The organism is Streptomyces sp. ICN903 (assembly GCF_022015835.1).
Classification (GTDB): Bacteria; Actinomycetota; Actinomycetes; order Streptomycetales; family Streptomycetaceae; genus Streptomyces; species Streptomyces fenghuangensis.
In genome coordinates, this window is sequence record NZ_JAKMAY010000449.1 from 1 (window position 1) to 3,315 (window position 3,315).

Sequence of the window (3,315 nt, forward strand, 5' to 3'; positions counted from 1 at the left end):
CACGACCGCCCCCACGCCCTATGTGCCCGCCCAGCCCCGGTCCGTGCACCGGCCCTCCCACTCCGATCTCCCGGGCCGGGTGACCGTGGCCGTCTACGCCGCCGATCCCGTCCTGCGCGTCGGCGTCGTGCAGCAGTTACGCTCGCGCCCCGAGGTGGACCTGCTCGACGACGCCGACGCGGAGCGGGCCCAGACGTCGCTGGTGGTCGTGGACGGCGTCGACGACGACGTGGCCGCCCTGCTGCACCGGCTGCGGCACAACACCGCCACCCGCGCCGGCCTCGTGGTCGGCACTCTGGGGCCCGGCGCGCTGCAACGCGTCATCGAGTGCGGCGTGGCGGCGGTGCTGCGACGCGCCGACGCCGACCAGGACCGCCTTCTGCACCTGGTCCTGGCGATGGCCAACGGCGAAGGCGTGTTGCCCGGCGACCTGCTCGGCAAGCTGCTCACCCACGTGGGCGGCCTCCAGCGCTCGGCGCTCGATCCGCGGGGTCTGTCCCTGTCCACACTGACCACGCGCGAGGCGGACATGCTGCGCCTGGTGTCGGAGGGCCTGGACACCGCGGAGATCGCCCGCAAGACCGCGTACTCCGAACGGACCGTCAAGAACGTGCTGCACGAGATAACCACACGGCTGCAGCTGCGCAACCGGGCCCACGCCGTCGGCTACGCGCTGCGCAACGGACTGATCTGACGGTCTGACGGCGGCCGGTACCGCGGCACTGCCCGAAAGCGCACCGCACGCTTCCCCCGGATACGGCCCCGCCGCCCTGCCGCGCCGCACGCGGCCGTCGCAGGGTGGCGGGGGCACACCCGGATGCCGCACAGGACTGCGAGGGAGACCGTGGGGACCGCGATGGGAAACGCCGGCTCCAAAGGGCGCGGGCGCCTGGCCAGGCTCGGTACGTCGTTACTGCTGATGATCCCGCTTCTCACGGTCACGGCTGCCTCCGAACAGGAACCCGGGCAGGGCGGCGGCGAGGTCCGGCCGCGGTCGGCCGACACCGCGGGCACCCGGGTCGCCTACGCCGGCACCCGGCACCGCAGCCTCGGCCGGGTCGCCACCAACGCCTCCAGCACACCGCTGTTCGGCGAGGGCCCGGCCCACTTCGACGTCCAGCCGTCCGCCCTCGGCGACACGATGGTGTTCGCCAGCCGCCGTGACGAGAAGGACCCCCAGATCTACCTGCGGTCCGCCGACGGCTCGGTACGCCGCCTCACCGGCGGCCGGGACGCGGCGAACCCCCGGCTGACGCCGGACGGCCGGGCCGTGGTCTTCGACTCGGCCGAACCCGGCGGCCCGGGCGGCCGCAGGCAGCGCGACCTGTGGCTGGTGCGCACCGACGGCACCGGCCTGACGCGGCTCACCGACACGCCCTCGAACGAGGAGCACCCGACGGTCTCCCCGGACGGACGGCGCCTGGCGTACTCCGGCGACGACGGCCCGGGAGCCGGACGGCAGCTCTACGTACGGCCTCTGGCCGGCGGCCCCGCCTCCCGGATCACCGACCCCGCCGACGGCGAGGCCACCGAACCCGTGTGGAACCCGGCCGGTGACCCCGCCCACCGGGACCTGATCGCGTACACCGCCACAGCCGCCGGGCAGAACGGTCCCCGGCTGCGCGTGACGGACGGGCGCACCGACGAGCCGCTGCTCGGGGGCGCGCAGGCGGGGTGGCGTGCCCACGGGGCGGCGTGGCTGCCCGGCGGGGACGAGGTGCTGTTCCTGAGCCCCGAGATCACCTGTGAGTGCGAAGGCGACTGGGACCATGTGTTCCGGGTGCCCGCACGCTCCGACCGGGTTCCCTCGCTGGTGCTCAGTGAGGACCGGGAGGTCCTCTCCCCCACCTGGCTCGGCTCCCTCGACGGCGGAGGCGCGGTGGTGGAGCGCACCTCGGCCTCCGGCCCGCACACGGTGACGCTGCAGGACGTCCGGCTGGACGGGGCCGACCCCCGGGACCTGGGGCTGACGATCCTCAGGGAGGATCCGAGGGCCGACACCGAGACCGATCCGGCCGAGGACCCGCTGTTCCGGCCCGATCCCGGGTACGACCCGTGGACCGAGCGGCAGAACTACACGCCCGACGGCCGCCGGATCGTGGTGACCCGCTTCGAGGGCGACCCCGGCAGCCGCGTCCAGCGGATCTGGACGGCGGACGCCGACGGGACCGGCGCGGCGCCCCTGCCGCTCGCGGGACGCGGCCCGGGGGACTGGGACACCGACCCGACACTCTCCCCGGACGGCAGGCACCTCGCCTTCACCCGGACCTCGCCGGGCGGCACCGATCAGGACGCCGGTCCCGGCCGCATCCTGATCGCGGACTTGGCGACCGGCGCGATCCGCGGCGAGATCGTCCCGCCGGACGGACAGGGCACCGGCGGCGACGCCCAGCCCACCTGGTCCCCCGACGGCACCACCCTGGCCTTCACACGCGACCAGGTGATCGACGGGAGGGGCGGCAACAAGCACGTCTGGACCGTGCCCGTGGACGACCTGGACCGGCAACGCGACCTGAGCGCCGAGATCTGCCCGGGCGACTGCGAGGTCATCGACGACAGTCCGGCGTTCTCACCGGACGGGCGCACCGTCGCCTTCAACCGGAAGAACGGCGGCGGCCGGACCGACGAGCGCAACGGCATCCTGCTGACCTCCCCGTCGGGCGACGGCTGCCGGGTACTGCTGCCCGGCACCGCCCGCGGCCTTCCCGGTGCCTGCCGCCGGGAGCTGCCGGACACCTCGGCCACCGGCCCGTTCCAGCCCCGTGACGCCGCCTGGACGGCCGACGGCAAGCACCTGGTGTTCAGCTCGCGCGCCGCCCTTCCGGCCAACAGCCCCGAGAAGCTGCACCTGGTGGAGATCGCCTCCGGCCGCCTGACCCCGCTCACCGCCGGTCTGCCGGGCCGGCAGAAGGAACCGGCCGTGCAGCAGTCCGTGGACCTGGCTGTCCGCGCGCCCGGCACCGTGCCCGAGGTCACCGCGGGCCGTTCCGCCACGGTCCGCGTCGGCGTCGTGAACAACGGTCCCGCCGCCTCCCCCGGCACCCGGCTGACCGCCGCGCCGCCGCCCGGCATGCGGATCGTCCGGATGACCCGGCCCGGGGGCGCCTGCGACGCCGCCTCCCTCCAGTGCGACATCGGTGTGGTGCCGCCCGGCACCACCGTCCCGGTGGACGTCACCCTCACCGGGACCGTCCCCGGCGACGCGCCGGTCGGCTGGTCGGTCACCGGCACCGTCCTGGACCCGCGGCCCGGCGACAACGCGGGCCGAACCGTGGTGCCGGTGCGCGCGGCCCCGCCCCCGGCACCGCCCACCGC

The 3,315-nt window shown here is 75.4% G+C and carries 2 protein-coding genes; both read left to right on the top strand.

Annotated elements, in window-relative coordinates; all coding sequences use genetic code 11:
- The first annotated feature begins 22 nt into the window (after positions 1-22).
- Entirely contained in the window at positions 23-694 is a 672-nt protein-coding gene (locus tag L7D48_RS27495; protein WP_237883606.1) for a LuxR C-terminal-related transcriptional regulator, read from the top strand.
- A 162-nt stretch (positions 695-856) separates the two neighbouring features.
- A partial coding sequence (locus tag L7D48_RS27500; protein ID WP_237883608.1) for a hypothetical protein occupies positions 857-3,315 on the top strand: 2,459 nt, incomplete at its 3' end.